Origin of the sequence: Cryobacterium sp. TMT2-15-1, from assembly GCF_004402345.1 — a bacterium.
Taxonomy (GTDB): Bacteria; Actinomycetota; Actinomycetes; order Actinomycetales; family Microbacteriaceae; genus Cryobacterium; species Cryobacterium sandaracinum.
The window spans coordinates 44,436-70,683 of the sequence record NZ_SOGD01000019.1; the positions used below are offsets into that span (position 1 = coordinate 44,436).

Consider the following 26,248-nt stretch of genomic DNA (forward strand, 5'->3'; position numbering starts at 1 on the left):
CACAAAAGGGTGCTGCCGACCCGCAGGCAGTTCGGCAGCACCCGGCTATGTTCCGATGATCCTGGTTACTGGGTCCTGCTGCTTGCGGCGTAATACTGCAGATCCTGCACGACAGGGCGCGCAACGACTGTGTGAGGAGAGGTGACCGCGGCGATCTGCGCCCCGTTCCGGTCTGCACTCGCACCGACCGTGCCCAGCGCCAGCGGGAACGTCCTGCTTGATTCTCCTGCCGGCGCCTCGAACGATGTCTTTTTTCCTCCGATTGAGACCGTGACCGTCGCCGGTGCCGTGAGGAATGTGAGCACTCCGACGGTATCCCGAGGCTTCATGGCTGTTCCGCTCAACGTGGGCGACATGAGCTGCTGCGGCGTGGTCGGCGTCGCTGCATAGGGCTGAATCCGGTGCGTCAAGTAGATCGAGTCGTTGACGATAGCCGGCGCCGAGCCCTTCTTGAACTGGCTCAGGTAGTACGCGTTGATATCCAGGAAGGCCTCGCCGTGCGCTGCCGAAGGAGCAAACGACGTCCCCTCGGAGTAGTCGTTCCACGTGACCAGTTGCACCAATTCAGAACCGTTCGACAGCGCCCGTTTCCAAGACGCCTTCAGGGTTTCCGTATTGCCGGCTTCGTCATAGAGGTAGCTTCGGGGCCGGACGTCCTGGACGGCAACGGGAGACATCCACTTCACGCCGAGTGCTCGTGCCTTCGCCGCGTAGTCGGGACCGTTCTCGATGGTCACCGGCGTCCGGGTTCCCCAGTTGCTCAACGCATAACTGATCGGTGCAAAACTCTTCAGGTTCTCGTCACTGGCATTAAGGAATACGGCGATGAACGCCGTCTTGATTCCATACTGCGAAGCCAACGTCGACTTCAACTGCCCCCACCAGACCGCGTTCTGACGCTCGGCGGCGAAGGAGGAGAGAACGAATTCGCCTGTACTCAGACGATAGGTGGCCGGGGACTTGTATAATTCGGCAAGTTTCGCCGCGATGGTCGCGATGCTGGCCTTTCCGGCGCTGGCCGTCATATCCAGGTTCGGGACAATGGTGAAGTTTCTGCCGGACTGCTCCGCGCCCTGCACCAAATCGAGTGTTCGCTCCCAGTTGAGGCCGGACAGACTCATGATGTCGACGGTGAAGCCATCGATACCGGCATCTGCCGCGTCGGTGACTTCCTCTTTCATATCAGTGAGTTTCCAATCCCCCGAGCGCGGAGCGCGAGCCTCAGGGCGGTCGCGCAGCAATCCGCCGTAGTTGGCGTGGATGCCTCCCTCGCCCTGCGAGGTGAGGTAGTTGATCGCGTAGTAATCGGATGCGGGTGCCTTGTTCTCGATGGAGATGGGGTACGGCGGAAAGTAGTGTGCAAAGACCTTTTTGCCGGTGGTGTTCGGCCCGGGAACCGCGAATGACAGGTTGTCGGATCCGGTGGCCGAGCCGGTCGCCGAGCCGGTTGCCGCGAGGACGAGCTTCAGCGTGGGGCGCGCCTCCCCTTTGCCTACGAACGAGGTGCTGACAAACTTCTGGGCGAAGCGCACCTCGAACGCAGTCGACCCGGACAACGCTGTACCGTTCAGACCCGAGAGCGGCACAGAAATTGTCTGTCCGGTCAGAGCCCGAACCGATGCCCCACTCAGTTCCGTGTCGATGTGGGCCGGGCGGTTCGACTCAGTCAGAGACGACGCGCTCCAGTCCGAGGAGACCGGATAGACCTGCACGCCAGGTGCGGTAGAGGTGGTGCTGGCGACTTTCAAGTCCAATGTCGCCGACACGACGCTCATGCCCGTGTACTGTGCCGTGTCGAATTTGAGGAAGGTCTTGTCAGCCAGCGACGTGGCGCTGACGTACGGCGTGGCGTTCTGGGGTGTGCTGGGTTCGCGGATAGTGGTCCAGGTGGCCTCCCCCGCTTTCACTGCGATCGGGGCAGCGGCGACAGCCTGGGGAGAGGTCACCGCCGACGCGGGCAACGGAACGAAAGCCGATAGGGCCAGCACTGTCGCCGCAAGGACGGCCGTGAGTTGCCATAGCTTGGCGAGACGTGGCTTGCCATTGGGGTGCCGGTTCAGGAATTTGATCGGGGATTTTTGGGCAGCATACAGAGCAGACATACAACATCTCAAGATTGTGCGCGATCGAGAGCGCGAGGGACGTGACCCCCGAAGAGGGGCCACCTGAGCAATATTCGAATGCTATCGAAGGGTAGTGCGATTACCAAATAAAACGAGAGTGTCAAGGGCCTGGACAGACCACCGGCAGAGATTATTTCGACGGGAGCGAGCACATATTCAGGACCGCCGTCCGACCGGTCTGGGCCTGCTGTCGCCGGGATTCTCCCGGCCGGCCTCAGGCCGCGAAGCGGTCCGTCGCCTCGATGATCGCGTCCAGGTTGCCCGGCTCGTCGAAGGAGTGACCGGCATCCGGGATCAGCCTGAAATCGGCCTCCGGCCAGTTCTGGTGCAGCTCCCAGGCGGTGAACGCGGGGGTGCACATGTCATAGCGGCCCTGCACGATGACGCCGGGAATGTCTTTCAGCCGGTCCGCGTCGCGGATCAGCTGGTTCGGTTCGAACCAGCCGGAGTTGGTGAAGTAGTGGTTCTCGATCCGGGCGAAGGCCACCGCGAACGCCGGCTCGGTGAAGCGCTCGATCGTGTCGGGCTGCTGCAACAGCGTGATTGTGGAGGACTCCCAGGTGGACCAGGCCACGCCGGCCCGCTCGCGCACGTACTGATCGGGGTCGTGCAGCAGGCGCTTGTAGGCCTTGATCAGGTGGCCGCGCTCCTCCACCGGAACCGGGGCGATGAAGCTCTCCCAGAGATCCGGATAGATCGCCGCGGCGCCGCCCTCGTAGAACCAGTCGAGTTCCATCGGGCGCAGCGTGAAGATGCCGCGCAGCACGAGCTCGGTGACCCGGGCCGGGTGCTTCTCGGCGTACGCGAGGCTGAGGGTGCTGCCCCAGGACCCGCCGCAGACCAGCCAGCGATCGATGTCGAGGTGCTCACGCAGTTTCTCGAGGTCGGACACGAGGTGCCAGGTGGTGTTGGTGGTGAGGTCGGCGTCCGCCGCGCTCGCGTGCGGCGTGCTCTGACCGCAGCCACGCTGGTCGAAAAGGATGATGCGGTACTTTTCCGGGTCGAACACACGGCGCTGCTTCGGGCTCGATCCGCCGCCCGGCCCTCCGTGCAGGTAGACGGCCGGCTTGCCGTCGGGGTTGCCGGATGTCTCCCAGTAGATGGTCTGCCCGTCACCGACCTCGAGAAGTCCGGTTTCGTAGGGTTCGATCTCGGGGTAGAAGGTGCGCATACCCCCGAGCCTATTCGCCGGGTGCGCCGGCGCGGAATCGGGCCGGTCACGGAGTGACGAGGCCGAGCCTGTGGGCGAGGATGACGACCTGCACTCGGTCACGCAGCTCAAGCTTGGCAAGGATGCGTCCGACGTGGCTCTTGACGGTGGACTCGGATAGGAAGAAACGTTCGGCGAGTTCCGGGTTCGACAGACCCTCCGCGACCGCGAGGAACACCTCGTGCTCCCGCTCGGTGAGCAGGCCGAGTCGGCCGGCGTCGGCATCCGCTTCGGTGACGTCGGTCTCCCGCTCTGCCCCCGGAAGCTTTGCTCCGAACAGGTCCAGCATGCGCCGGGTCACACGCGCCGAAACGGAGGCGTCGCCCGAGGCCACGGCCCGGATAGCCGCGGTGAGTTCAGCGGGCTGGGCGTCTTTCAGCAGGAACCCGCGCGCGCCCGCGCGGAGGCCACCGAAGGCGTACTCGTCGAGGTCGAAAGTGGTGAGAATGATGATCCGGCTGTCGGGGCACGCGGCGGTGATCCGCCGTGTGGCCTCGATACCGTCGATTCCGGGCATCCGCACATCCATCAGAATGACGTCGGGATGCAGGCCGGCGGCGAGTGCGATCGCCGCGGCGCCGTCGCCGGCCTCGGCCACCACGGTGAAATCGTCCTCGGCCTCGAGCACCATCCGGAAGCCCGTGCGCAGCAGCGCCTGGTCGTCGACGAGCAAGATCCGGATCGGCGTCATGCCCGTTCCCCCGTCTCGTCGACCGTCATCGTCGCGCGCACCTGCCAGCCGCCGCCGGGACGGCTCCCGGCCACGAGGGTGCCGTCGTAGAGCGCAACGCGCTCACGCAGCCCGATGATGCCCCGCCCGGCAGTCGACGACGGCACTGTGGCCGACGCGTTCCGGCCGTCGTCGGCGATGACCACCTCGAGCCGACCCGGCACCCGGGTCAGTCGCACGGTCACCGCGCTCGGATGCGCCGAATACCGCAGCGCGTTGGTCAGCGATTCCTGCACGATCCGGTAGACCGTCAACTGCAGACTCTGGCTCCCGGGAATGCGCCCGGTGAGTTCCAGCCGGGCGGGCAGCCCGGCGGCGCGGAACGATTCGACCAGGTCGACGAGCTGGTCGGCGCCGGGTTGGGGCCGGAGGGGGACATCCGTCCCCTCGGGGTCGCCCTGCTCCTGAGGACCCTCACTCAGCACGCCGAGCAGCCGGCGCATCTCGGACATCGAGCCACGGCCGGTCCGGGCCACCTCGCGCAGCGCAGCGCGCGAACGTTCCGGGTCTTTGACGAGCAGCGCGTCGGCCCCGTCGGCGAGCGCGACCATGACCGAGAGGCTGTGCGCGATGATGTCGTGCATTTCCCGAGCGATGCGCCCGCGTTCGGTGATGCGGGCGAGCTGGGCCTGCTGGTCGCGCTCCCGAGCCAGCTGTGCGGCCAGTTCGACCAGCGCGGCCACGTAACGCTTGCGATCGCCGACCGTGACGCCGATCAGGGTGGCCGCGAGCATGAGGACCGCGGATTGGGAGGCGACCGCGAGCCAGGATGCGTAGCTGCTCGCGCCCAGAAAAGCACCCAGGGCGCCGATGCCGATCGCCACGGCGAGGCCGAACCATGCGCTTCGCACGCCACGGTAGACCGCGGCGGTGTAAAGCGCGATCAGCACGGGCAGGGTGTCGCCCTGGCCGGGGAAAGCGGCGACCAGTCCGGCGCAGGTCACCCCGAGCACGAGAAGCGGGGCGTGCCGTCGGACCAGCAGTGCGGCCGTGATGACCATCACCACGGCGGCGGTGATGAGGGCCTGCGGCGGCAGTCCGGGCCCGGCCTGCCGTGTCAGGTCGATCAGGAAGCCGACGGCCATCGGCACGAAATAGGCGCCCGCGACCAGCGCGTCGCTGAGCCACGGATGCCGCGCCCAGAACCGTCCGGCCACCCCCGGCGGTGTCGGCAGACGCAGTTCACCCTCGGTCGGCACAAGCTGCCGACCGAGGGTGAGCTGTGATTCGGTCATTCAGAGGACTCTACGCGTCCCTCCGCTTCAACACCGCAGCGGCACCGACCAGGCTGACCGCGAGCCAGCCGAGGACCACCAGCAGGTTGACCCACCACTCGATCGGCACCGGGCTGAACGACATCAACCCGAACATGTTGATGCCCGCGTTCGACACCAGATACGGCAGCACCGTGGCGGCCCACGGGGCAGCGATCACCTGGAACACCATCGGCAGCAGCAGCACGATGCCGAGCACGACGGCGATGCCGCCGGCCCCGCTGCGCACGATGGTGCCGATGCCGAGGGCGAAGACCGCGATCAGGGCCAGGTAGAGCGCCCCGCCGAGCACCGGCAGGAACACGGCTGGATCCGCGATGCTGACGCCCAAGCCCTGCCGGGAAAGCACCAGCGACGCCACCAGATAGGAACCGAGGTTGGCGGCCAGCCCAACCGCGAAGGTCATGACGAACAGCACGGCGGCCTTCGCCGCGAGGGCGGGCAGCCGGCGCGGCACCGCGGTCAACGTGGACCGAATCATGCCAGTGGAGTATTCGCCGCTGATGGTCAGCGCGCCGAGGACGGCCACGATGAGTTGGCCGAAGAACACCCCGAATGTCGCGGTCTGGGCGATGAAAGTCGCCTGGTCCGCCGCGGGGATCATCGAGGCGTCCGCACCCTGCAGGTCGAGAGTGGAGGACATGACCGCCGCGAGGGCGAGCGAGACCACTACGAGCAGGGCGTACGACCAGGCCGTCGAGCGCACGCTGCGCAGCTTGATCCACTCCGACCGCAGCAACCCCGTCGCGCTCAGGCCGTGCACAGCGGATGCGGCGCCGGGCACGGTGCCGTCCGCGGCCGGGGAGGAGGAAGCAGCGGGCGCGGGCGTCTTGGTCGCGGTTGTCTCGGTCATCGTCCGGCCTCCTGCAGTTGCGCGGAGCCGCTGGCGCGGTACTCCACCTCGTCTTGGGTCAGGGCCAGGTAAGCCTCCTCGAGTGACGCGCTCACGCCGGTCAGCTCGTGCAGCACGATACCCGCGGCGGCGGCCTGTTCGCCGATGTCACCGGCCGAAATGCCGGCTACCTCGAGCAGGTCCTGCTCTCCGGTAGTGACGGTGACGTCGGGCTGGGCGAGCAGGGCCGCGAGCTGGGCGGACTGAGGGGTGCGCACGCGCACCCGGTGCGTGCCGGCCATGCCGATAATCTCGGAGGCCGGGGCATTCGCGATCAGCTTTCCCCGGCCCAGCATGATCAGGTGGTCGGCCGTGAGAGCCATTTCGCTCATCATGTGCGAGGACAGCAGCACGGTGCGGCCCTCCGCGGCGAGGTGCCGCATCAGCTGGCGCACCCACTGCACGCCCTCGGGGTCGAGCCCGTTGACGGGCTCGTCGAGAATCAGCACCGCAGGGTCGCCGAGCAGCGCCGCTGCGATACCGAGGCGCTGGCCCATGCCGAGGGAGAAGCGGCCGACGCGCGTGCGGGCGACGGCTCCAATCCCGGTGAGCTCGATCACCTCGTCGACCCGGGCGGCCGGGATGCCGTGGGTGGCCGCCAGGGCCAGCAGGTGGTTGCGGGCCGAGCGGCCGGTGTGCACGGCCCTCGCGTCGAGCAGCACGCCCACCTCGCACAGCGGCGCTCGGTGCTCGCTGTAATGCTTGCCGTTGACCGTGACCGATCCGGCGGTCGGCCGGTCGAGTCCGACGATCATGCGCATGATGGTGCTCTTGCCGGCGCCGTTCGGACCCAGCAGGCCGGTCACCTTGCCGGGCTGCACGGTGAAGTCGATCGCGTCGACCGCGGTCTTGCCGCCGTGCCGTTTGGTCAGGGACTGTGCCTGAATCATCCGTCTCCTCGTTGTACATCGGTGGGGCCGGTCTCACCGTGTGAGATCGGCACGTCATCGACGCTACGGGGGGACGGATGCTGCACGCATCGGCCCGGCGGACGCTTGTGCGCCCGCCGGCCTCGTACCTGGGTACGACACGACGGTGCCCGTTCCGGTAGAGAGCGGCCGGCGGAACGGGCACTCTTCACCGGATCGGGGCTACCTCTTGGCGGGAGCCTTCTCGGCGCGGGGAGCGGTGCCGTTGGCACGCTGGGTTTGGTAGTAGTCCCTGGCCTCGTTCTGGCGCTCCTGCTCGGCACCGCTGGCGATTGCCGACCGGAGGTGGTCCTGGCTGTAGCCGAAGGCGTCGACCAGGTCGACGGAGTGGGGACGGAGCCGGGCGATGATGCGGTCGATGTAGGCCGTGACCGACTGTGCCCGCTTGGCCGACAGGCGCCCGTGGATCAGGTACCAGGCCAGGTGCTTCTCTACCAGCCCGAGGCCGAACAGGTCGCGCAGCCAGGTCAGGACCTGCTTCGTGCCGGCGTCTTCGGCGGTCTCCACCGCCCGGGTGAACGCCTCCCACTGCAGCAGCTCGCCGTGCGAACGGGCCGCCTCGATCAGCTGGTCCTGGTTGGCGTTGAAGAGGGCCGCGGCTTCCTTCGGTGCCAGCTTGCCGGCCGAGCGGAGCTTGCCCGCTATCTCGGCGATCATGGTTTCGACCCGGTTGGTGAGCAGCTCCCGCTGCACCGCGGTGTCGCGGAGGTGGCCCACGGAGCGAGCGGTGGAGCCGAAGTCGGAGACCGCCTGGCCCAGGGTGCGGAGCCCGGTACCGTGGTAGGCGCGGCCGGCAGCTTGCTGCACGACGTAGCGGGCGAGCACGCCCGGGCCGGCTGACGCGAACTTGCGGCTGTAGTCGGTGAGCAGACGCTTCGCGACGAGTTGCAGGAGCACGTTGTTGTCGCCCTCGAAGGTGGCGAAGACGTCCAGGTCGGCGCGCAGGCCGACCAGCCGGTTCTCGGCCAGGAATCCGGCGCCGCCGCAGGCTTCGCGGGCCTCCTGCAGGGTGTCGAGAGCGTGCCAGGTCGAGAGCGGCTTGAGGGCGGCGGCAAGGGTTTCGAGGTCCTGCCGGTCGGCATCCGTGTCGGCCTGGCCACTGAAGACCTGATCGAACTTGACCAGGAACTCGTCGTGGGCGAACGTGTGCGCGTAGGTCGTGGCCAGGCGCGGCAGCAGACGGCGCTGGTGGCGCTGGTAGTCGAGGATGACCTCCTCGTCGGTGTCGCTACCGGCGTTGAACTGGCGGCGCTGGCTGCCGTAGGTGATGGCGATCGTGAGGGCCATCGCCGAAGCCTGGGTGGCGGCGCCGTCGAGCGAGACGCGGCCCTGCACGAGGGTGCCGAGCATGGTGAAAAAGCGGCGGCCGGGGCTGGAGATCGGGCTGGTGTAGGTCCCGTCCTGGGCGACGTCGCCATAGCGGTTGAGCAGGTTTTCGCGGGGGATGCGCACCCCGTCGAAGTGGAGCCGCCCGTTGTCGATGCCGTTGAGGCCGCCCTTGAGTCCGTCGTCCTCGCCACCGATGCCGGGGAGGAAATCCCCGGACTCGTCGCGGATCGGCACCCAGAATGCGTGCACTCCATGGTTGACGCCCGCGGTGATCAGCTGCGCGAAGAGAACGGCGGCGATGCCGTCCTTCGCGGCGTTTCCGAGGTAGTCCTTCCACGCCGCGCGGAACGGGGTGTCGATAACGAATTCCTGCGTGGCAGGGTCGTAGGTCGAAGTCGTGCCAATGGCCGCGACATCCGAGCCGTGGCCGGTTTCGGTCATCGCGAAGACGCCCGGGACCTGCATGGTCATGATGCCCGGCAGGTAGGCGTCGTGGTGCTTCTTGGTGCCGAGGTGCAGCACGGCCGCGCCGAACAGACCCCACTGCACGCCCGCCTTGATCTGCAGGCTGGGGTCGGCGGTGACGAGTTCCTCGAACCCGGCGATGTTTCCGCCGTGGTCGTCGGCGCCGCCCAGGTGCGTCGGGAACGCGCGGTGCACGTGCCCGTTCTCGGCCAGGATCAGGAGCTGGCCCAGCACGCGTTCGCGGTGCTCGGCCATGGATTGGCCCTCGATGCGCTGCAGTTCGGGCTTGGCCGTGAGCTCGCGGGCCAGCAGGCGCACGTCGGCCCAGGTGCCGAGCAGCTGTCGGTGCAGCGACTCGATGTTGACCGTGGGTGCACCGGCCTGGCCGGCGATCATGACCGGGCCGGTGTCGACGCCGGGCGCCACGGGGGGCGTGACGGCGACGGTCGTGGCCAGGGTCGCGTCCGTCTTCTTGTCCGTCTTGGCGGGGGTAGTGCTGTTGGAGCGCTGAGCAGTGTCAACCATCATTGGTCCTTCGTCTTCGCGCGAACTCGAAATTTTCTTACACGCTAGGCGGCTCTCACGAAGCGGGGAAATAGTGCGTGACGGGCCTACAACGAAGCATGCTCCGCCCGGCATTCGTCTTGTAGGTTTCCTCAGCGCTAAAGGGTATGACGGAACGGTTACCCACAAACGGGGCACCACCTCTGCCGGAGCGAGGGCCCGGCCGCTCCTGACGGCACAGGTCGTCGGGGTGCGGGCGGTGACGTGGAAGAGGTGCCAGTGGCGAGGGCCGAATGCGGACTGGCCGGGGCGGTCGTCTTCGACGAGGCCGACGACGTGCAGCCCGGCCAGGAGCGCCTCGACCTGGCCGCGGTCATGGAAGTTCATGTCTGCGCGGCCGGCCCATTCATCGTGGGGGCCGAAGAATTCTCCGGCAAACCAGGCGCCGGGCGTCAGCGCCGCGCGGATGCCCGCCCACAGGTCGGGGAACACCGCGGGGTCGCAGAAGGGCAGGGAAAACCCCGCATAGACGAGGTCTGCGGCGGGCAGCTCGGGGAGGTCCTCGAAGCGGGACCGGTGAAAGACCAAGCGGGACTGCTCTGCGGCGCGCAGGCCCGTCCGGACCCTGACCTCGGAGCCCGGGTCGGCGTCGAACGCGTGTACGGTCCAGCCGGCGGCGAGCAGGTGCCGGGTCTCGGTGCCCGCACCGCAGCCCAAGTCGATCGCAGTGCCGGGTGGGGCGGGTGACGCGTCGGCACGGAGGTCGAGGGCACGGAGCAGCACCGCACGCGGAGGGCGACCGGCCTGAGCGTTGAAGTACTCGGTCCAGTCCATTACCCAGTTCTACCCGGTTTCGCGGGATGCTGCGGGTTGGGGCAGGGACGGGAGGCGTCAGGTTCCGGCGGACACGACCTCGAGGAGGGCGGCACCGTAGGCGTCGAGCTTCTTGGCTCCGACGCCGGAGATGCCGTCGAGGTCGGCCAGAGTGGCCGGCTTCGTCGCGGCGATCGCCAGCAGCGTTGCGTCGCCGAAGATAATGTAGGCCGGCACGCCCTGCTCTTTGGACTGGGCGGAGCGCCAGACCCGCAGCGCCTCGAACAGGGCCTCCTGCTCGGGGCTGAGATCGGCCGCGGCCGCCTTCGCGGCGCTTTTGCGGGCCCCGGCCGCGGGGCGGACGGCCCGTTCGGGCTCGGTGCGGAGCTCCACTGTGCGGCGACCAGCGAGGACCTCCGCGGCGGCATCCGTCAGCACCAGGGTACCGTATTCGCCGGAGGTGGCCAGGAAACCCTGGGCGAGGAGCTGCCTCACGACGCCGCGCCACTGCTGGTCGCTGAGGTCGGCGCCGATGCCCCAGGTGGCCAGCCGGTCGTGGCCGTGCTGAGTGGTGCGCGGGGTCACCTTGCCGCGCAGGATGTCGATAAGCTGCCCGGCGCCGAAGCGCTGATTACGCTCGCGCAGCAGGCGCACCACGGTGGAGAGCAGTTTCTGTGCGGGGACGGTGCCGTCCCAGCCGACGGGGGGTTCAAGGCAGGTGTCGCAGTTGCCGCACGGCTCGCTGGACTGGCCGAAGTAGCGCAGCAGGTTGACCCGGCGGCAGCTGACGGTCTCACAGAGCGCGAGCATGGCGTCGAGGTGGGCGGAGAGCTTGCGCCGGTGGCCGAGGTCGCCAGGCGACTCGTCGATCATGCGGCGCTGCTGCACGACGTCTTGCAGGCCATAGGTGAGCCAGCCGGTGGAGGGCAGGCCGTCGCGGCCCGCGCGGCCGGTCTCCTGGTAGTAGCCCTCGACGGACTTGGGCAGGTCGATGTGGGCGACGAAACGCACGTCCGGTTTGTCGATGCCCATGCCGAACGCGATCGTGGCGACGATGATGACGCCCTCCTCACGGAGGAACCGGGACTGGGTGCGGGCGCGCACCCCCTGGTCGAGGCCCGCGTGGTAGGGCAGCGCGTTGAGCCCATTCTGGCGCAGGAAGTCGGCGGTCGCCTCGACGGTCTTGCGACTGAGGGCATAGACAATGCCGGCATCCGTGGGGTGCTCGGCCTTGATGAAGGCCAGAAGCTGCTTGCGCGGCTCGGCCTTGCCGACGATGCGGTATTGGATGTTGGGCCGGTCGAAGCTGGCGACGAAGTGCCGGGCAGCGCCCATCTGTAGCCGGGTGGTGATCTCTTTATGGGTGGCGTCGGTGGCCGTGGCGGTGAGAGCGATGCGCGGAACGTCGGGCCAGCGGTCGGCCAGGTCGGACAGGGCCAGGTAGTCGGGCCGGAAGTCGTGCCCCCACTGCGACACGCAGTGGGCCTCGTCGATGGCGAAGAGGGCGATGGTGCCGCGGTCGAGGAAACGCTTGGTGGCCTCGGAGGAGAGTCGCTCGGGGGCGACGTAAAGCAGGTCGAGGTTGCCGGCGAGATAGTCGCGCTCGACCGTGCCCCGCGCAGCGGAGTCCTGGCTGGAGTTGAGGAACGCGGCGCGCACGCCCACGGCGGTGAGCGCGTCGACCTGGTCTTGCATGAGGGCGATCAGCGGCGAGATGACGATGCCGGTGCCCTCCCGCACGAGCGAGGGGATCTGATAGCACAGGCTCTTACCGCCCCCGGTGGGCATCAGCACGACGGCGTCGTTGCCGTTGATGACCTGGTCGATGATGGCGGCCTGCTCGCCGCGGAAGGAGTCGTAGCCGAAGACCGTGCGCAGGGCCTCGCCAGCCGTCGCGAACTTCGCGGTGGCGCGGCGGGGCGGGGTGGCGGGTACGCGAAGGGCGGATGCGCCGGCACCGGCGCGGCCTGCCGGGCCCGGCCGGTCCGGGGCAGGTTCCCACTCCCTGGCTCCGCCGGCATAGCCGTCGGGCGGTGGCGGGGCGTCGAATTCGTCGGGTGGTTCGAACTCGTCAGGATTCCACGGTATTTCGGCGTTCCAACTCACCCGGCAACTCTACCTTCGCCCTCCGATGGTGCGGGTCGGCTACGCGGGCTGGTCGGGCCGCTCGGGCTGATTCGGTGGGCGAGGCGCGCGTCGGCGGATGGCGAGGAGGGTTCCCGCCACGGCGACGAGGACGGCACCGAGGGCGGCGGCGAACCAGACGGCGACGAGGGGGGCTTCGGCGGGGGCGATGGCGCGTGTGTCCGTGGAATCCGGGGGAGCAGCATCCGCGGCGGCGTCCGCGGTCTCGGCGCAGACCGGCTTGGCCGGGGACCCTTCAGCCAATGCCTGGTCGGCGGCCGGTTGCCAGGTGAAGGTGAAGTCGCCGGACACCGGATGCCCGTCGATCGAGACCCCCTGCCAGGTCACCGTGTACTTGCCCGGCTGGCCCAGCTGGGCCTCGGTCTCGACGGTTGGACCGAGCAGGCTGATACAGCCGTCACCGTAGTAGAGAGGCGTGGCCACACCGGAGGGCCCGCTGATGAGCATCCCGCTGCCCGCTCCCCCGTCTCCGAGGTCAAGCAGGGCATCGTTCGTCGTCACTGTGAACAGCGAAGGCTGTTCAGTCACGACGGCGCCCGCGGCCGGGGAGGACCCGCCCACGGAGTTGTGGGCCGATGCCGGGGCGGCGGACCACCCCAGCACCGCGGCGCCCAGCGCGAGCGCTGCCCACTGCCGTGCCCTGTTTCCTCGTTTCACAGCGACCTGTCTCCCCGCCTCACACAGTTGTGGGTTTCAGGATACCGGCCACTCGCTAAGCTCACTTTCTATGCTTACCGCGGTCCTCGGCCTCACCGGCGCACTCATCTTCGGGAGTGCCGACTTCCTTGGCGGGCTCGCCGCCAAGCGCATGAGTTCCCTGCTCGTGACGGCCGTCGCCGCGGCATCCGGGCTCGTGGCCCTGCTGCTCGCCCTACCGTTTGTGGTAGGGGTCTGGTCGCCGTCGGCCGTTCTGTGGGGCGGATTGTCCGGAGTCAGCGGCGCAATCGCGATCTCGCTGCTCTACGCCTGCCTCGCGATCGGGCCGATGAGCATCCTCTCGCCGCTCACGGCCGTGGTGTCGGCGGTCGTGCCGATGACGGTGGGGCTGGCCGGCGGCGACCGCCTCGCCCCGATCGGCTACTGGGCGCTCGGCCTGGCGCTCGTGGCGGTGCTGCTCGTGGGTTTCGTTCCCGAGCGCGGCGCCGTGCGGCCGAGCCTGCTCGGCGTGCTGATGGCCCTCGGCTCCGGCACGATGATCGGCGCCTTCATGGTGATGATCGACCTGACCCCCGCGGACAGCGGGCTCGTGCCGCTGGTGATGAACCGCGCGGTGAATGCGGCGATCATGTTCTCGGTGGTCGGGCTGCTCGCCCTGGTCGCGTTGCGGCGGCGACGTTCACTGGTGACGACCGCGCCGATGACGGGTTCGCTCAGACCGGTGACGGATGCCGCGCCGCAGCCCCGCTCGACGCTCACCATCGGGCTGCGGCTGGCCGTGGCCTGCGGCGTGATCGACGTCATGGCCAATGTGTTGCTGCTGCTCGGCATGCGCGCCGGGGACCTCAGCGTGATGAGCGTACTCACGGCAATGTACCCGGCCGGCACGATCCTGCTCGCCGCCGTGGTGCTCCGGGAACGGATCGCACCGGTGCAGTGGTTGGGCCTCGCGCTCGCCCTCGGCGCGGCCGGAATGCTCGCGCTGGCCTGACGGACCGGGCGGCGACGGGCATCCTGTCACCGCCGACACCGTCACCCACTCGTTACGAACGACTGCCTCGGGACCCTTGCCGCGCGCAGCGATGCCACGGTACTGTCAGGCCCACACCTGAATTAGTGAACGACTGGTCGGTCACTAATTATCTGTTCCTCTGAAGGAGATTCCAATGAAGAAGTCTCGTCTGCGTTTCATCGCGCCGATTGCCGTGATCACAGCCCTCGCGCTGGCCGGATGCAGCACCTCGAACCTGGGGGGAACGGCCAAGGACGACCCTGCAGCGGAGGCCGGCCCGATCAAGATCGGCGCGGTTCTCGACGTCACCGGCGTCGGCGCCAGCCTCGGCGTGCCGGAGCAGAACACGCTCACAATGCTGGCCAAGCAGCTCAACGACGACGGCGGCATCGACGGCCGCGACGTCGAACTCACCATCATCGACAACCAGTCGACCGAGGACGGCGCGGCCAAGGCCACGAGCAAGCTGATCGAGAGCGACAAGGTCGACATCATCATCGGTGCCTCACGCACCGGGCCCAGCCTGGCCATGCGCCCCATCGCGGAAGCCGCGAAGATCCCGATGATCTCCGTCGCGGCCAACGTGGCCATCGTCGAGGGCTCGGAGTGGGTCTTCAAGACCGCGCAGAACGACGTGGTCGTGCTCGAGCGCATCCTCGACGACGCCGAGGCGAAGGGATACACCAAGCTGGCCCTCGTGCGCGACGCGAGCGGTTTCGGCGAAGGGGTCGCGGAGTACATCACGGACCTCGGCGCCGAGCGCGGCATCACCCTGGTCATGACGGAGGCCTTCGAGCCGAGCGCGACCGACTTCACCCCGCAGATGACCAACGTGCGCGGCTCGGACTCCGACGCCGTCATCATCTGGGGCATCAACCCCTCGGCCGGCCTGGCCCAGAAGGCCTATGTGCAACTCAGCGTGAACAAGCCGGTCTACCACTCGCACGGCATCTCGAACCAGGCGTTCTTCGACGCCGCCGGTGACGCCGCTAACGGAGTCATCGCCCCGATGGGCCGCCTGCTCGTCGCCGACCAGCTGGCGGCGGACAACACCCAGCGCGAGGTCATCGAGCAGTTCCAGGCGGACTACAACGCGGCCTACGGCGAGCAGCCGTCCGGTTTCGCGGGCCACGCGTTTGACGCCTGGCACATCGCCGTCAACGCGATCGAGGCCGCCGGCACCGACGCGGATGCCCTGCGCGACGAACTCGAGAGCGCCCAGTGGACCGGGATCTCCGGAGTCTTCCAGATGACCGCTAAGAACCACTCCGGCCTCGACGCCTCCGCCCTCATCCTGGCTGAGGCCGAGGATGGTCGTTGGAACCTCGTCAAGGACTGATCGTGCTTACTGATTTCCTGCAGTTGACGGTGGCAGGACTTTCACAGGGCTCTGTGTACGCCCTGCTCGCCGTCGGTCTGATCGCCGTCTACACGGTCCGCCACGTCATCAACATCGCCCAGGGTGAGTTCGCGATGCTGGCAGGACTCGGGAGTGCCTGGCTCGCCGCGGCCGGGATGCCGCTCCTTCTCGCGGTCCTGGTCGCCATCCTCTCGGTGACCCTGGTGGCCATTGCGATGGAACGGCTGATCATCGCGCGGGTGAAGAAGCTGACCCCACTCACATCCATCATCCTGACCCTTGGCGTCTCGACTCTGCTGCAGGCGATCATGCTCCTGGCCTGGGGGCCCGAGGCCAAGGGGGTGCCCCTGTTCCCGGGGACCAACATCCTGATCGGCGGGGTGAGCATCCGTTCTCAGGAGTTCTGGATGATCGGCGCCCTCGTCGTGGTCGGCGGCGGAATCGTACTCTTCTACGAGAAGTCGCGCTGGGGCAAGGCCCTGCGGGCCTGTGCGGAGCAGCCCGTTGCGGCGCGCATCGTGGGGATCTCACCGGTCACCGCGTCAGTCCTGGCCTTCGCGATTGCGGGTTTCGTCGGGGGTGTCGCCGGCGTGGTGGCTTCCCCGATCTACCTCTCGCTCTGGTCGGGCGGCGTGCTGCTCGGCCTCAAGGGCTTCGTCGCCGCCGTCCTCGGCGGCTTCGTCTCCTTTCGTGCCGCGATCGTCGGGGCTCTCCTGCTCGGCGTGATCGAGGCCTACGTGGCCGGGTACGTCTCGTCCGGCCTGAGGGACGGCGCCGCCTTCCTCATCCTCATCCTTGTGCTCGTCGTCCGTCCCCAGGGCCTCGTTCTCAAGCACACAGCGGTCAGGGTGTAGCGAAATGACACATGCAACCACACCTAGCCTCGCCGGGACGCGCTCCCTCCGCGCGCGTTTCTGGGCGAACAACAAGAGCACGCTGATCGGCTGCGGCGTGCTCGTCGCGCTGATGATCGTGGTCCCCTTCACGGCCAGTTCCTCGGTCATGAACATCGTCGTGTTCGCCATGATCTTCGCCCTGCCGGCCATCGGGCTCAACCTGCTGATGGGTCTGGCCGGGCAGGTCAGCCTCGGGCAGGCCGCGTTCTTCGCGATCGGTGCGTACACCCACGCGATCCTGCTGACCAAGCTCGATCTGCCCGGCCCGGTCGCGGCCACCGTCGGTGTTCTCGCCGCGATGCTGGTCGCCCTGCTCGTAGGCCTTCCGCTGATGCGCCTGCGCGGCCACTACCTCGCGCTAGCGACGCTGGGGCTCGGCTTCATCGTGATGATCGGCGTGCGCGAATGGGATGTCACCGGACGAACCACGGGCATCTACGGCATCTCGCGACCCACGGTGCTCGGGATCCCGATCGACAACAGCGGCTTCTTCCTCTGGTTCGTGACGCCGTTCGTGGTGATCGGGCTCATCCTGGCCCTCAACCTCACCCACAGCCGTGCCGGTCGCGCCCTCTCGGCCGTCAACGACTCCGAACTCGCCGCCGAGAGCCTCGGTGTCAACACCTATGCGCTGCGGCTGAAAGTCTTCGTGCTCTCCGCCGGATTCGCGGGTCTCGGCGGCGTGTTCTACGCCTACCAGGTCGCAATCGTGAGCCCCGCCACCGCCGAATTCCACCTGTCGGTCTCGATCCTGCTGATGGTCGTCATCGGAGGCCTGGGATCGGTCTGGGGCGCCGTCGCGGGCGCCTTCCTCGTGCAATTCCTCGGCGAGGGCATGCGCGACGTCATCCCGGCCATCTTCCCCGGCGCCACCGGAGAGGTGCAGTTGCTCGGTTACGGTATCGTCCTGATCCTGGTGATCCTGCTCCTGCCCGGCGGCCTCCACCAGGCGGCGACCACATTGTGGCAGAAGTTGCCGTTCGGCGGAAAGCGCCCACCCGGCGACGCGCATGCGCACGTACCGGAGGATGCCACGACGATCCCGCAGCTCCCGGCGGTCAGCACCCCTGTCGCGGCCGGTGAGCCGATCCTCGTCCTCGAGGGACTGAGCAAACGATATGGCGGCGTCGTCGCGGTCAACGATGTGAACCTCACCGTGCCGGCCGGCAGCATCCTGGGTCTGATCGGCCCCAACGGTGCCGGCAAGACGACCTGCTTCAACATGATCTCCGGAGCACTGACCCCAAGCGAAGGCACCGTCACGTTCCTCGGCCAGGTCATCTCCGGCCGCAAGCCGCACGTCGCCGCCGCGCACGGGCTGACCCGCACGTTCCAGAACCTGCAGGTTTTCACCTCGACGGATGTCGTCGGCAACGTGTACATGGGCAGGTACCGCAAGGGAAGCGCGGGCGTCCTCCGCGGAATGCTGGGGCTGCAGTCGGGTGAGCAGAGCACCCACCGCGCCGCGTCCTTCGAGATCCTGCAGTCGATGAAACTCTCGGATGCCGCGGACGACTCGGCCTCGGATCTGTCGTTCGGCAAGCAGCGAATCATGGAGGTCTGCCGGGCTCTGGCCGCCGAGCCGGCCCTGCTCCTCCTCGACGAGCCGATGGCCGGCCTATCCGGCGCGGAGCGCGAGGTGATGGCCGAGCTGCTGCGCCGGCTGCGGACCGCCGGGCTCACGATCGTGCTCGTCGAGCACGATGTGGCGCAGGTGATGTCCCTCGCCGACCATGTCGCGGTGCTCGACGACGGTGTGCTCATCGCGCACGGCGACCCGGAGTCGGTGCGCAACGACCCCGCCGTGGTGGTTGCCTACCTGGGCACGGACCTCGACGAGGCCGAAGCGGAACTGAACGAATTGGAGGAGCACGCATGACGCTGATCGTTTCCGGACTGGACGCCGGCTATGGCAAGCTCGCGGTGCTGCACGAGGTCAGCTTCGAGGTGGCGCGCGGGGAGATCGTGGCCGTGGTGGGCTCAAACGGTGCCGGTAAGACGACCCTGCTGCGAGCCGTCAGTGGTCTCATCCGGCCCACCGGGGGCAGCGTGACCCTCGAGGGTCGCACGATCACCGGGAAGCCCACGGAGAAGATGGCCGGATTCGGCCTGACCCATGTGCCCGAGAACCGGCTGTGCTTCCCGACCCTCTCGGTGCGGGACAACCTCATGCTGGGTGCCTGGACGAAGAAGGGCCACGGCGACGTCGACTCGATCCTCGAGCTCTTCCCCCGGCTGCGTACCCGGATGGGTCAGGCCGCCGGAACCCTCTCGGGTGGCGAGCAGCAGATGGTGGCCATCGGGCGCGGCCTGATGGCGGACCCGACGGCGATCATGTTGGACGAGCCGTCCATCGGCCTCGCGCCGAAGGTGGTCGCGGAGATCATGGACGTGCTCTCCCGGCTCTGCGTCGAGAAGCAGCTCGCGGTTCTCCTCGTGGAACAGAATGTGCGCGCCTCGTTCAAGATCGCGCACCGGGCAGTGGTCATGCACCGCGGACGGGTGGCCCTCACGGGAACCCCGGCCGAACTCGTGGAACTCCCCGAGGTGCACAACGCCTACCTGGGTGGCGCGGCCGTCTAGCGGCATCCGTCGCCCGGCCCAAGGGCGGCGCGCGGGTGCTGCGGGCGGACAGGGACGGGACCGGTCAGTCGCGGCCGGTCAGTCGCGGCCGGTCAGTCGCGGCCGGTCAGTCGCGGCCGGTGAACGCGGGCTTGCGCTTTTGCTGGAAGGCGGCGAAGCCCTCCCGGTAGTCAGCGGTGTCGCAGAGGGCCGCCTGCGCCCGGTTCTCGGCGGCGACGCTCTGCCAGAGGCCGAGCCGGTCGTCCCGGAGGGCGCGCACGAGCTCCTTGCTGGCGAGGAACGCCTGAGTTGCCCCCTGTGCGGCCCGTTGGGCGGCCGTCGACGTGGCAGCCGTCACCTCGTCGGCCGGGAAGACCTGGCTGAACAGGCCGGAGGCCACGGCCTCCGCGCCCGACATGAGCCGGCCGGAGTAGATCAGGTCGAGAGTGCGGTGCGCGCCGAGCCGGTCGACGAACAGGGCATGGCCGCCGGAATCCAGCGTGGCACCGAGGTTCGCGAACGGGGACCCGATCTTCGCGGTGTCAGCCACGTAGACGACATCCGTGGCGATCAGCAGGCCGAGGCCTACCCCGAGGCAGGCCCCGGTCGCGGCGGCGAAGGTGGGCGCCGGGAAGGCGCTCATGCGCTGCAGCAACGGCGTGACGAGTCCCCCCAGGAAACCCATCACATCGTCGTCGCTCGGGTCGACGCCCGCGATGTCACGGCCCGCGCAGAATGCGCGGCCCTCGCCGCGCAGCACGAGGGCGCGCACGCCGGCCGCCTCCGCGGTCTCGTATGAGGCCGCGAGCTCGGCGAGGCCTGCCTCGTCGAGCGCGTTCAGCTTGTCGGGGGCGTTCAGGACGACGTAGGCCACGTCGTCCCGGATGGACAGCTCGATCACGGGAACCGCTTTCTGCGCTTGCGCGCCATACCTGATGGGCGAGTGGCGCTACACGTCGTAGTCGACGACGACCCGGTCGGTCGTTGGGTGCGACTGGCAGGTGAGCACGTAGCCGCGGGCCAGTTCGTCCGGTTCGAGGGCGTAGTTCTCGGTCATCGTGACGTCACCGCTGACGAGCTTGGCGCGGCAGGTGCCGCACACTCCCCCGGCGCAGGCAAACGGAACGTCCGGCCGCACACGCAGGGCTGCGTTCAGGATGCTCTCCTTCGCGTTGACGGGCGTGGTCACCGTGGCGCTCTCGCCGTCGAGCGTGAACTCGATCTCGAAGGTCTTGTCGCCGATTCCGACGACCACCGGCCGCCCGGTGTCGCCGGCCGCGTGTGTCGGCTCCCCCGTCGTGAACAGTTCGAACCGGATGTGGCCCGGCTCGACGTCCACGCTCTCCAGCGTGTCGCGGCACAACTGCACCAGTTCGAACGGCCCGCAGAGGAACCACTCGTCGACGGCGGCGGGACGGATGATGCTGGCCAGCATCAGGCGCAGCTTCTCCTCGTCGATCCGGCCGGAGAGCAGGGCGGAGGAGCGGGACTGGCGCGAGAGAACGTGGTGCAGTGCCAGCCGGGCCGGGTACCGGTCTTTCAGGTCGGCGAGTTCGTCGAGAAACATCACGTCGAGCGCGGTGCGGTTCGTGTAGACGAGCGTGAAGCGGGAGGTCTCCGAGCGTTCGAGCACGGTGTGCGCGAGCGACATCAGCGGCGTGATCCCGCTGCCGGCGGCGATTCCGACGATGTGCTTGTCGTCCAGAGTATCCAGCGCAGTGGTGAACGTGCCCTGTGGGCTCATCACGTCAAGGCGGGCCCCGGCCCGGAGTTCGGTGTTCGCCCAGCTGGAGAAGACCCCGCCGAGGTCGCGCTTGATCGCGACGCTGACCGAGCCGAGCGCGTGCGGACGACAGATCGAGTAGCTGCGGCGCAACTCCCGGCCGCCGATCGTGGCGCGCAACGCCAGGTGCTGCCCGGGGTCGTAGTCGAACTCCCCCTGCAATTCCTCGGGAACCAGGAAGGTCACCTCGACGCTGTCCTGGGTGAGCTGACGCACCTCGCCGACGGCGAGGGTGTGGAACCGGGCGCGGCGCTTCGTAGGCTCGGCGGCAAGGTCGAGAACGGCTGAATCGGTACTGCCCAGATTGAGTGCGGCCATGGTTACAACACCTTGAAGTAGTCGAACGGTTCGAGGCAGTCCCGGCACTCGTAGAGCGCCTTGCACGACGTCGAACCGAAGCGGGCGAGTTCCCGCGTATTCAGTGAGGAGCAGCGCGGGCACTTGACCGCGAGTTGGAGTCGGACGGCGCCGGTCTGGCGCACGCCGGAGTGGCCGGTCGGGGCGGCGATGCCATAACTGACCAGCTTCGCCTTGCCCTCCTCGCTCATCCAGTCGGTGGTCCAGGCCGGGGCGAGCACGAGTTCCACGGTGACGTTCTGGTAGTGGGCATCGGTGAGGGCCGCCCGGACGTCGTCGCGCATGGCCTCCATCGCGGGGCATCCGCTGTAGGTCGGCGTAAGGATGACGTGGGTTCCGTCGGCCGAAACGGCGACCGACCGGAGCACTCCCAGGTCTTCAATCGTGAGTACGGGGACCTCCGGATCGCAGACCTCGGCGGCGATGTCCCAGGCCTTCTGCGACGCCGCGTCGCCCGGACGCGGACGGGCGAGGGAGGCCGCGGTCACCATTTCGCGCCGGGGTGCGCCCGCGCCAGCACCTGCATCTCGGCGAGCAACGGCCCGAGGTTCTCGGAGTGGTCGCCGCGGCGCCCGCCCCCGGAGGAGATGAAGCCGCGGGGAACCTCGAGCTCGGCTTCGGCGAGCACGGGGAACATGGCGCCCAGGACTGAGGCCTGGAGGGAGGACGGCCGCACGGCGACGCCCTCCAGCCGGTCGATCAACGGCTCGTCGACGAAGAGCTCCTCCACGAACGGCCATAGGTCGGAGAGACCGGTGATCATGCGCCGACGGGATTCCTCGGTACCCTGAGCGAGACGCAGCACCCACTGGATGGAATGGTCGCGGTGGTAGTCGACCTCCTTGACGGCCTTAGCCGCGATCGCGGCGAGCGTCGCATCCGTCGACCGCGTCAGCGCACTGTAGAGCTCGAACAGGTAGTGTGCCGCGATGAACTGCCGGGCGATCGTGTGCGCGAAGTCGCCGTTGGGCTGCTCGAACAGGTGCGCCGAGCGCCACTGGGGTTCGTCACGCCAGTACGCCAGGTCGTCCTCGGTTCGGCCGGATTCGGCCCCGGCGTAGTGCAGCAGGGAACGGGCGTGCCCGATCAGGTCGAGGGCGATGTTTCCGAGGGCGATGTCCTCTTCCAGCTCCGGGGCGCGGGAGATCCACCAGCCCAGGTTCTGGGCCAGCACGAGCGAGTCGTCGCCGAGCCAAAGCGCGTATTCCGCCACGTCGTGCGAGGCGACGGATGCCGCTTCGACCAGTTCCGCGGAGAGCTGGACCGTGTCGACGTCGACGTGGCCGTGGCCGTCCTGTTCGATGGTGTCGCTCACAGGTGCTTCACCCCTTCGCTCTTCGTGTAATAGCTCGCGTGGCGGTAGTTCTTGCCGGCGGGCGATTCGAAGAAGGCACCCTTCGCATCCGGATCGCTCGTGGTGATCGCGTCGGCAGGCACGACCCAGATCGAGACGCCCTCATTGCGGCGGGTATAGAGGTCACGCGCGTTGCGCACCGCGAGGGTGGCGTCGGGAGCGTGCAGGGAACCCACGTGGGTGTGGCTGATTCCGCGGCTGGAGCGCACGAAAACCTCCCAAAGGGGCCAGATCTCCTTCTCGGATGCACCGGGAGCGCTCATTATGCGACCGCCTTCACGGCCTGCTTGGCGGCGTACGCGGCAGCAGCCTCACGCACCCACTGACCCTCGTCGTGCGCATCGCGGCGGCGCTGGAGACGCCTGGCGTTCGCCGGTCCGCGGCCCGCGAGCACCTCGTGGAATTCGGTCCAGTCGATTTCGCCCATGTCGTACGCGCCCTTGTCTTCGTTCCAGCGCAGGTCCGGGTCCGGCAGCGTCACACCGAGCACCTCGGCCTGCGGCACGAGCATTCCGACGAAGCGCTGGCGCAGGTCGTCGTTGGAGAACCGCTTGATGTTCCAGGCCATCGACTGCGCCGAGTTGGGCGAGTCGTCATCGGGCGGCCCGAACATCTGCAGGGCCGGCCAGTACCAGCGGTTGACCGATTCCTGGGCCATCTCGCGCTGGGCGGTCGTGCCGTTCATCAGCTCGAGCAGGATCTCGAAGCCCTGCCGCTGGTGGAAGGACTCCTCCTTGCAGATGCGCACCATGGCGCGCCCGTACGGACCGTAGGACGCGCGGCAGAGCGGCACCTGGTTGCAGATCGCGGCGCCGTCGACGAGCCAGCCGATGGCGCCCATGTCGGCCCAGGTGGGGCTCGGGTAGTTGAAGATCGACGAGTAGCGCGCCTTGCCGGCGATGAGCTGCTCCGTCATCAGGTCACGGCTGATGCCGAGGGTCTGCGCGGCCGAATAGAGGTAGAGGCCGTGGCCGGCCTCGTCCTGCACCTTGGCCAGCAGGATCGCCTTGCGCTTCAGGCTGGGCGCCCGGGTGATCCAATTGCCCTCCGGCTGCATCCCGATGATCTCGGAGTGCGCGTGCTGGGAAATCTGGCGGATGAGGGTCTTGCGGTAGCCGTCCGGCATCCAATCACGCGGCTCGATTCGCGAATCGGCGGCAATCAGGTCGTTGAACTGCTGCTCCTCGGCCGACACCGTGGCGGCGCTGTCCGGGGCGATAGCGTAGGGAACTGGCGGGATTGTCATCGTTGACTCCTGGGTTTGGCGAACTTTTACCAACCGATCGTTCAGTTAGTATATGGTTTCCCTACGACCCCCACAACCATGCGTTGCGGCCCGCGGAACTCAATGAGGAGAACCACATGACGGAAGTTTTACCGCCCTCCAACGGGGCAATGATGGAGAACGACCGGGCATCGGCCGCACTCGGCATGGTCGTGCACGCCTCAGAGCCCGGCCGCGCGGTCGTCTCCATGCTCCTGCGGGACGACATGATGAACGGCTTCGACGTGACGCACGGCGGGATCGTCTTCGCTCTGGCCGACACCGCGTTTGCGATCGCCTGCAACGACGACCACCACGTCACGCTCGCGTCGGGCGCCGACATCACCTTTCTGAAGCCCACCGCCGCCGGGCAGACCCTCACCGCGACCGCCGTGCTGCGCACCAAGAGCGGTCGCTCCGGACTGTATGACGTGCGCGTTGCCAACGAGCACAGTGTGCCGGTGGCGGAGTTCCGTGGGCGCAGCCGCACCACCAACTTTCCCGTGCCCGGTTCCGTCGCTCCCCTACTTTAGATCCGTATTCCACCAGGAGGCCCCATGTCAACGATGACCAAGACCCGCTTGCACGCCCCGGCCCAGGATGAACTCGATCCCGAGGAGCGGATGTCCCGTGACGAACTGCAGGCGTTACAGCTGACCCGGCTGCAGAAGACCGTACGGCTCGCCTACCAGAACGTACCTCTCTATACCCGCAAGTTCGACGAGGCGGGAGTGCACCCGGACGACATCCGTACCCTGGACGATGTGGCCCTGCTGCCCTTCACGACCAAGGACGACCTGCGCGTCTCCTACCCGTTCGGCATGTTCGCGGTGCCGATGGACCAGGTCGCGCGCATCCACACTTCCTCAGGGACCACCGGGCTGCCGACCGTCGTCGGTTACACGAAGAATGACCTCAGGATGTGGGCGGGCCTGGTGGCGCGCAGCCTTCGCGCCTCCGGCGTGCGGCCCGGCATGCGCGTGCACAACGCGTACGGTTACGGCCTCTTCACCGGCGGCCTCGGCGCGCACGCGGGCATCGAAGCGCTGGGCGCCACCGCCATCCCGATGTCCGGCGGCCAGACCAACAAGCAGGTCAAGATGATCCAGGACTTCGAACCGGACGTCATCATGGCCACGCCCAGCTACCTGCTGACGATCACGGATGCGATGGTTGCGGCCGGCATGGACCCTCGCTCGTCCAGCCTGAAAGCGGGCGTGCTCGGCGCGGAGCCGTGGACCAATCAGATGCGGCTCGAGCTGGAAGACCGCCTCGACTTCGACGCGCTCGATATCTACGGGCTCAGCGAGGTGATGGGCCCGGGCGTGGGCAACGAGTGCATCGAGACGAAGGACGGGCCGCACCTCTGGGAGGACAACTTCCTGCCCGAGATCATCGACGGCGACAGCGGACTCGTGCTGCCTGACGGCACCCAGGGTGAGCTCGTGTTCACGTCACTGACCAAGGAAGCGTTCCCGGTCATCCGTTACCGAACCCGCGACCTGACCCGCCTGCTGCCCGGCTCGGCCCGCCCCGGCATGCGCCGGATGGAGAAGATCACCGGTCGCAACGACGACATGATCATCCTGCGCGGCGTCAACCTGTTCCCGACCCAGATCGAGGAGATCGTGCTCAGCATCCCGAGCCTCTCCCCGCACTTCGTGATCGAGCTGACCCGGCCGAACCGGATGGACGAACTGACCGTTCGGATCGAACGGCACGAGCACGCCAGCGATGCGGCCTCCGACATCGCCTCAGCGCTGCTGATCCATAAGATCAAGGACCTGATCGGGTCCAGCGTCAACGTGTTGATCGTCGAACCCGGCACGCTCGAGCGCAGCACCGGCAAGCACAAGCGTGTCTACGACCTGCGCTGAGTCTGCCGCACAACCCGCGCAGCCACGGGCCGGTCGCTCCTCCGGGAACCCGGCCCGTGACAGACTTCTCGATTATGTCTGAACCAGCCCTGGCCAAACGTGGCCGCCCCGGATACGACCAGCCCGCCATCCTCGAGGTGGCGGTCGCCGCCTTCAACGAGTTCGGTTACGACGCCACCTCGATGGGCGTGCTCGCGACCCGCCTCGGCCTGTCGAAATCGGCGATCTACCACCACTTCACCTCGAAGGAGGAGCTGCTGGAACAGGCTCTCGGCGAGGCCCTCGACGGACTCGAAGGGGTACTGCTCAAGCAGAGCGCCCAGTGCGGCCCGGCCATCGACCGGCTCGCCGCGGTGCTGCGCGGAGCCGTGGAGGTGCTCACCTCCCGGCTGCCCTACGTGACGCTGCTGCTGCGGGTGCGCGGCAACACGGATGTCGAGCGCGCCGCGCTCGCCCGCCGCCGCGCATTCGACCGGGCCGTGTCCGCCCTCGTGGTGGAGGCCCGCGACGAGGGTTCCCTGCGCGGCGACATCGACCCTCGGATCGTGACCCGGCTGCTGTTCGGCATGGTGAACTCGATCGTGGAGTGGTACCGGCCGGAGGGGCCGGAAGATGCCGGGCAACTCGCCAACGATGTGCTCGCGGTGGCGCTCGACGGGCTGCGGGTGGCGCCGGGCTCGCGGGTCTCGGCGCGCCCGACCACCGAATAGAG

The 26,248-nt window shown here is 68.0% G+C and carries 23 protein-coding genes and 1 pseudogene; 8 read left to right on the forward strand and 16 right to left on the reverse strand.

What is annotated here, in order from left to right:
- Positions 1–65: 65 nt before the first annotated feature.
- From E3O62_RS03960 to E3O62_RS04000, 10 genes and pseudogenes are all read right to left on the reverse strand, one after another.
- Positions 66–2,102, reverse strand: a complete 2,037-nt coding sequence (locus E3O62_RS03960; protein ID WP_134397614.1) for an endo-1,3-alpha-glucanase family glycosylhydrolase — start codon at positions 2,100–2,102, stop codon at positions 66–68.
- 235 nt (positions 2,103–2,337) lie between these two features.
- Positions 2,338–3,294 (reverse strand): prolyl aminopeptidase, encoded by a 957-nt coding sequence (gene pip, locus E3O62_RS03965; protein WP_134397615.1) that lies wholly within the window; start codon positions 3,292–3,294, stop codon positions 2,338–2,340.
- A gap of 46 nt (positions 3,295–3,340) precedes the next feature.
- On the reverse strand, positions 3,341–4,024 hold the full coding sequence (locus tag E3O62_RS03970; RefSeq protein WP_134397616.1) for a response regulator transcription factor: 684 nt from the start codon (positions 4,022–4,024) through the stop codon (positions 3,341–3,343).
- Entirely contained in the window at positions 4,021–5,298 is a 1,278-nt protein-coding gene (locus E3O62_RS03975; RefSeq protein WP_241973303.1) for a sensor histidine kinase, read from the reverse strand. Before E3O62_RS03975 ends, E3O62_RS03970 begins: the two co-directional genes overlap by 4 nt.
- A gap of 10 nt (positions 5,299–5,308) precedes the next feature.
- The gene (locus tag E3O62_RS03980) at positions 5,309–6,190 is read right to left on the reverse strand and encodes an ABC transporter permease (protein ID WP_134397617.1); all 882 of its coding nucleotides are present in this window, start codon (positions 6,188–6,190) and stop codon (positions 5,309–5,311) included.
- Positions 6,187–7,119 carry an ABC transporter ATP-binding protein gene (locus tag E3O62_RS03985; RefSeq protein ID WP_134397618.1) on the reverse strand — a complete coding sequence of 311 codons (933 nt, stop codon included), beginning with the start codon at positions 7,117–7,119 and terminating at the stop codon, positions 6,187–6,189. The genes E3O62_RS03980 and E3O62_RS03985 overlap by 4 nt, the downstream gene beginning before the upstream one ends.
- A 201-nt stretch (positions 7,120–7,320) precedes the next feature.
- Complete coding sequence (locus E3O62_RS03990) at positions 7,321–9,477, reverse strand: acyl-CoA dehydrogenase (RefSeq protein WP_166784565.1); 2,157 nt, start codon at positions 9,475–9,477, stop codon at positions 7,321–7,323.
- A 474-nt stretch (positions 9,478–9,951) separates the two neighbouring features.
- A pseudogene (locus E3O62_RS17485) lies at positions 9,952–10,290 on the reverse strand (class I SAM-dependent methyltransferase); the annotation flags it as partial.
- Between the two features lie 57 nt (positions 10,291–10,347).
- The gene (gene recQ, locus E3O62_RS03995; protein ID WP_166786411.1) at positions 10,348–12,375 is read right to left on the reverse strand and encodes a DNA helicase RecQ; all 2,028 of its coding nucleotides are present in this window, start codon (positions 12,373–12,375) and stop codon (positions 10,348–10,350) included.
- Between the two features lie 39 nt (positions 12,376–12,414).
- The gene (locus E3O62_RS04000) at positions 12,415–13,071 is read right to left on the reverse strand and encodes a copper resistance CopC family protein (RefSeq protein ID WP_166784940.1); all 657 of its coding nucleotides are present in this window, start codon (positions 13,069–13,071) and stop codon (positions 12,415–12,417) included.
- Positions 13,072–13,141: 70 nt separating this feature from the next.
- Between E3O62_RS04000 and E3O62_RS04005 the strand changes: the two genes are divergently transcribed.
- The 5 genes from E3O62_RS04005 (at position 13,142) to E3O62_RS04025 (ending at position 18,922) form a co-directional block, all read left to right on the forward strand.
- Positions 13,142–14,062 carry an EamA family transporter gene (locus E3O62_RS04005; RefSeq protein WP_134397621.1) on the forward strand — a complete coding sequence of 307 codons (921 nt, stop codon included), beginning with the start codon at positions 13,142–13,144 and terminating at the stop codon, positions 14,060–14,062.
- A 175-nt stretch (positions 14,063–14,237) separates the two neighbouring features.
- Entirely contained in the window at positions 14,238–15,422 is a 1,185-nt protein-coding gene (locus E3O62_RS04010) for an ABC transporter substrate-binding protein (protein ID WP_134394005.1), read from the forward strand.
- A gap of 2 nt (positions 15,423–15,424) precedes the next feature.
- Positions 15,425–16,297, forward strand: coding sequence for a branched-chain amino acid ABC transporter permease (locus E3O62_RS04015; RefSeq protein ID WP_166786412.1), 873 nt, complete (start codon positions 15,425–15,427; stop codon positions 16,295–16,297).
- Between the two features lie 4 nt (positions 16,298–16,301).
- Entirely contained in the window at positions 16,302–18,218 is a 1,917-nt protein-coding gene (locus E3O62_RS04020) for an ATP-binding cassette domain-containing protein (RefSeq protein ID WP_134397623.1), read from the forward strand.
- On the forward strand, positions 18,215–18,922 hold the full coding sequence (locus E3O62_RS04025; RefSeq protein ID WP_134394008.1) for an ABC transporter ATP-binding protein: 708 nt from the start codon (positions 18,215–18,217) through the stop codon (positions 18,920–18,922). The genes E3O62_RS04020 and E3O62_RS04025 overlap by 4 nt, the downstream gene beginning before the upstream one ends.
- Before the next feature lie 106 nt (positions 18,923–19,028).
- Here the strand turns inward: E3O62_RS04025 and E3O62_RS04030 are convergent, their stop codons facing one another.
- Genes E3O62_RS04030 through paaA form a run of 6 tightly spaced genes read right to left on the reverse strand, consistent with a single transcriptional unit; the run spans position 19,029 to position 23,641 of the window.
- Positions 19,029–19,802, reverse strand: a complete 774-nt coding sequence (locus tag E3O62_RS04030; protein WP_134394009.1) for an enoyl-CoA hydratase/isomerase family protein — start codon at positions 19,800–19,802, stop codon at positions 19,029–19,031.
- A 48-nt stretch (positions 19,803–19,850) separates the two neighbouring features.
- Entirely contained in the window at positions 19,851–21,002 is a 1,152-nt protein-coding gene (paaE, locus tag E3O62_RS04035; protein ID WP_134397624.1) for a 1,2-phenylacetyl-CoA epoxidase subunit PaaE, read from the reverse strand.
- A gap of 2 nt (positions 21,003–21,004) precedes the next feature.
- Positions 21,005–21,532 (reverse strand): 1,2-phenylacetyl-CoA epoxidase subunit PaaD, encoded by a 528-nt coding sequence (gene paaD, locus E3O62_RS04040; RefSeq protein WP_134397625.1) that lies wholly within the window; start codon positions 21,530–21,532, stop codon positions 21,005–21,007.
- On the reverse strand, positions 21,526–22,356 hold the full coding sequence (gene paaC, locus E3O62_RS04045; protein WP_134397626.1) for a 1,2-phenylacetyl-CoA epoxidase subunit PaaC: 831 nt from the start codon (positions 22,354–22,356) through the stop codon (positions 21,526–21,528). Before paaC ends, paaD begins: the two co-directional genes overlap by 7 nt.
- Positions 22,353–22,658 carry a 1,2-phenylacetyl-CoA epoxidase subunit PaaB gene (paaB, locus tag E3O62_RS04050; protein WP_104102564.1) on the reverse strand — a complete coding sequence of 102 codons (306 nt, stop codon included), beginning with the start codon at positions 22,656–22,658 and terminating at the stop codon, positions 22,353–22,355. Before paaB ends, paaC begins: the two co-directional genes overlap by 4 nt.
- Positions 22,658–23,641 (reverse strand): 1,2-phenylacetyl-CoA epoxidase subunit PaaA, encoded by a 984-nt coding sequence (gene paaA / locus E3O62_RS04055; RefSeq protein WP_134394013.1) that lies wholly within the window; start codon positions 23,639–23,641, stop codon positions 22,658–22,660. The genes paaB and paaA overlap by 1 nt, the downstream gene beginning before the upstream one ends.
- 116 nt (positions 23,642–23,757) lie before the next feature.
- On the opposite strand from paaA, the gene paaI reads away from it, so the two are divergent.
- The 3 genes from paaI (at position 23,758) to E3O62_RS04070 (ending at position 26,246) form a co-directional block, all read left to right on the forward strand.
- The gene (gene paaI / locus E3O62_RS04060) at positions 23,758–24,192 is read left to right on the forward strand and encodes a hydroxyphenylacetyl-CoA thioesterase PaaI (protein WP_134394014.1); all 435 of its coding nucleotides are present in this window, start codon (positions 23,758–23,760) and stop codon (positions 24,190–24,192) included.
- Between the two features lie 33 nt (positions 24,193–24,225).
- Positions 24,226–25,536, forward strand: a complete 1,311-nt coding sequence (gene paaK / locus E3O62_RS04065) for a phenylacetate--CoA ligase PaaK (RefSeq protein WP_134394049.1) — start codon at positions 24,226–24,228, stop codon at positions 25,534–25,536.
- Positions 25,537–25,610: 74 nt separating this feature from the next.
- Positions 25,611–26,246 (forward strand): TetR/AcrR family transcriptional regulator, encoded by a 636-nt coding sequence (locus E3O62_RS04070; protein ID WP_134397627.1) that lies wholly within the window; start codon positions 25,611–25,613, stop codon positions 26,244–26,246.
- Positions 26,247–26,248 lie beyond the last annotated feature (2 nt).

Excerpts from the sequence above, each read along its gene's own strand:
- E3O62_RS03960 (WP_134397614.1), bottom strand. The coding sequence starts at position 2,102 with ATGTCTGCTCTGTATGCTGCCCAAAAATCCCCGATCAAATTCCTGAAC.
- pip (WP_134397615.1), bottom strand. The coding sequence starts at position 3,294 with ATGCGCACCTTCTACCCCGAGATCGAACCCTACGAAACCGGACTTCTC.
- E3O62_RS03970 (WP_134397616.1), bottom strand. The coding sequence starts at position 4,024 with ATGACGCCGATCCGGATCTTGCTCGTCGACGACCAGGCGCTGCTGCGC.
- E3O62_RS03975 (WP_241973303.1), bottom strand. The coding sequence starts at position 5,298 with ATGACCGAATCACAGCTCACCCTCGGTCGGCAGCTTGTGCCGACCGAG.
- E3O62_RS03980 (WP_134397617.1), bottom strand. The coding sequence starts at position 6,190 with ATGACCGAGACAACCGCGACCAAGACGCCCGCGCCCGCTGCTTCCTCC.
- E3O62_RS03985 (WP_134397618.1), bottom strand. The coding sequence starts at position 7,119 with ATGATTCAGGCACAGTCCCTGACCAAACGGCACGGCGGCAAGACCGCG.
- E3O62_RS03990 (WP_166784565.1), bottom strand. The coding sequence starts at position 9,477 with ATGGTTGACACTGCTCAGCGCTCCAACAGCACTACCCCCGCCAAGACG.
- E3O62_RS04005 (WP_134397621.1), top strand. The coding sequence starts at position 13,142 with ATGCTTACCGCGGTCCTCGGCCTCACCGGCGCACTCATCTTCGGGAGT.
- E3O62_RS04010 (WP_134394005.1), top strand. The coding sequence starts at position 14,238 with ATGAAGAAGTCTCGTCTGCGTTTCATCGCGCCGATTGCCGTGATCACA.
- E3O62_RS04020 (WP_134397623.1), top strand. The coding sequence starts at position 16,302 with ATGACACATGCAACCACACCTAGCCTCGCCGGGACGCGCTCCCTCCGC.
- E3O62_RS04025 (WP_134394008.1), top strand. The coding sequence starts at position 18,215 with ATGACGCTGATCGTTTCCGGACTGGACGCCGGCTATGGCAAGCTCGCG.
- paaE (WP_134397624.1), bottom strand. The coding sequence starts at position 21,002 with ATGGCCGCACTCAATCTGGGCAGTACCGATTCAGCCGTTCTCGACCTT.
- paaD (WP_134397625.1), bottom strand. The coding sequence starts at position 21,532 with ATGGTGACCGCGGCCTCCCTCGCCCGTCCGCGTCCGGGCGACGCGGCG.
- paaB (WP_104102564.1), bottom strand. The coding sequence starts at position 22,658 with ATGAGCGCTCCCGGTGCATCCGAGAAGGAGATCTGGCCCCTTTGGGAG.
- paaA (WP_134394013.1), bottom strand. The coding sequence starts at position 23,641 with ATGACAATCCCGCCAGTTCCCTACGCTATCGCCCCGGACAGCGCCGCC.
- paaI (WP_134394014.1), top strand. The coding sequence starts at position 23,758 with ATGACGGAAGTTTTACCGCCCTCCAACGGGGCAATGATGGAGAACGAC.
- paaK (WP_134394049.1), top strand. The coding sequence starts at position 24,226 with ATGACCAAGACCCGCTTGCACGCCCCGGCCCAGGATGAACTCGATCCC.
- E3O62_RS04070 (WP_134397627.1), top strand. The coding sequence starts at position 25,611 with ATGTCTGAACCAGCCCTGGCCAAACGTGGCCGCCCCGGATACGACCAG.